Here is a 1689-nt window from a genome sequence, read left to right as displayed (position 1 = left end):
TCACGGACCCACGCCCGGTCCGGCGATCACCGTGGTCCCCGCGCTCGTGTCCGCCGTCGCGTCGCTGGACCGGCCCGTCGCGCTGGTCCTCGACGACGCCGAGGCCATCACCAGCATGGCGTCCCTCGACGTGGTCACCGCGCTCGCCCTGGGTTTCCCGGCCGGGTCCCGCTTCGCCATCGCCTCGCGGTCGACGACGTCGTTGCCGGCGGCTCGGTTGCGTGCGCAGGGCGGCCTCCTCGAGCTCGGCGCCGACGACCTCGCGATGTCCGGACGAGAGGCCGCGGCGGTCCTCCGCGGCGCCGGGGTCCAGGCCGAGGAGCGCGACGTCGCGGCCCTCGCCGAGCGGACCGAGGGCTGGGCGGCGGGCCTCTACCTCGCGGCACTCGCGATGCGGGCGGGCAGCCCGCGGACCGCCGCCGGGTTCTCGATCACCGGTGACGACCGGTTCGTCGGCGACTACCTCCGGTCGGAGCTCCTCGACCGGGCGTCCGACGCCGAGGTCGACTTCCTCTGCCGCACCTCGATCCTCGACCGCGTGTGCGGCGGACTCTGTGATGCCGTCCTCGGGGGAGCCGGGTCCGCCCGGACGCTCGAGGAGCTGGAGAGCCGCAACCTGCTGATCGTCCCGATCGACCGCCGGCGCGTGTGGTATCGCTACCACCACCTGTTCCGGGAGCTGCTGCGTGCCGAGCTGGGGCGGCGGGAACCGGAGCTCGTGGCCGAGCTGCACCTCCGGGCGGCGGAGTGGTACGAGGCGAACGGCATGTCCGAGGTCGCGATCGACCACGCCGTGTCCGCCGGCGACGCCTCCCGGGTGGCCCGCCTCGTGCTCACCCTGATGCAGCCGGTGTGGGCCAGCGGCCGCATCGACACCGTGATCGGCTGGACGACATGGCTCGACGGCCGGACCGACGTCGAGCACTACGCGGGGGTGGCGGCGCACGCCGCGCTGATCATGGCGTTGATCGGCAGGCCGGCCGACGCGGCACGCTGGGCGAGCGCCGCCGAGGAGGGGCCTGCCGACGAGACGCTCCCGGACGGCAACACCATGGCGGGGACCCTCGCGTACCTGCGGGCGTTGCTGTGCCGGCGCGGCGTCGCGCAGATGCGCCACGATGCCCGGCTCGCGATGGACGGGCTCGGCCCGGCCAGCCCCTACCGGGCCACGATGCTGCACACCGAGGGCGTCTCCCACCTGCTCGACGGCGACCCGGACCGTGCCGACGCCCTGCTGGCACACGCCTTCGACGTCGCCGCCGACACCGGTGCCGTGCCGCTCCTCCCGGTCATCCTCGCCGAGCGCGGCCTGGTGGCCACCCGGCGCGACGACTGGGACGAGGCCGACGCGTTCGCGGCGGACGCGCTGACCTTCGTGCAGGACGGCAGCCTCGACCGGTACTGGACGAGCGCGTTGGTGTACGCCTTCGCGGCCCGCTCGGCGATGCACCAGGGCGACGTCGTGCGCGCGCGGGACCACGTCGCCCGGGCCGCTCGCCTGCGGCCCCTGCTCACCCCGGCACTGCCGGTCGTCTCGGCCCAGGCCCTGCTCGAGATGGGCCGCTGCTACGTCGGCCTCGGCGACACCGGCGGCGCCCGCGCGGTCCTGCGCCAACTGCACGACATCGTCCTGCAACGACCTGACCTCGGCGACCTCCCGAGCGAGGCGGCCGAGCTGCGCGCCCGCGT

Annotated in this window: 1 protein-coding gene; it reads left to right on the top strand. The window is 75.1% G+C overall.

Translation table 11 applies throughout. The features are described 5' to 3' along the window. On the top strand, positions 1-1689 hold a 1689-nt coding region (locus tag AC0CYZ_RS15465), incomplete at both ends, for a winged helix-turn-helix domain-containing protein (protein ID WP_472216845.1).

This window comes from Actinomycetospora sp., from assembly GCF_055612215.1.
This window is presented reverse-complemented; position numbering and strand designations above follow the sequence as displayed.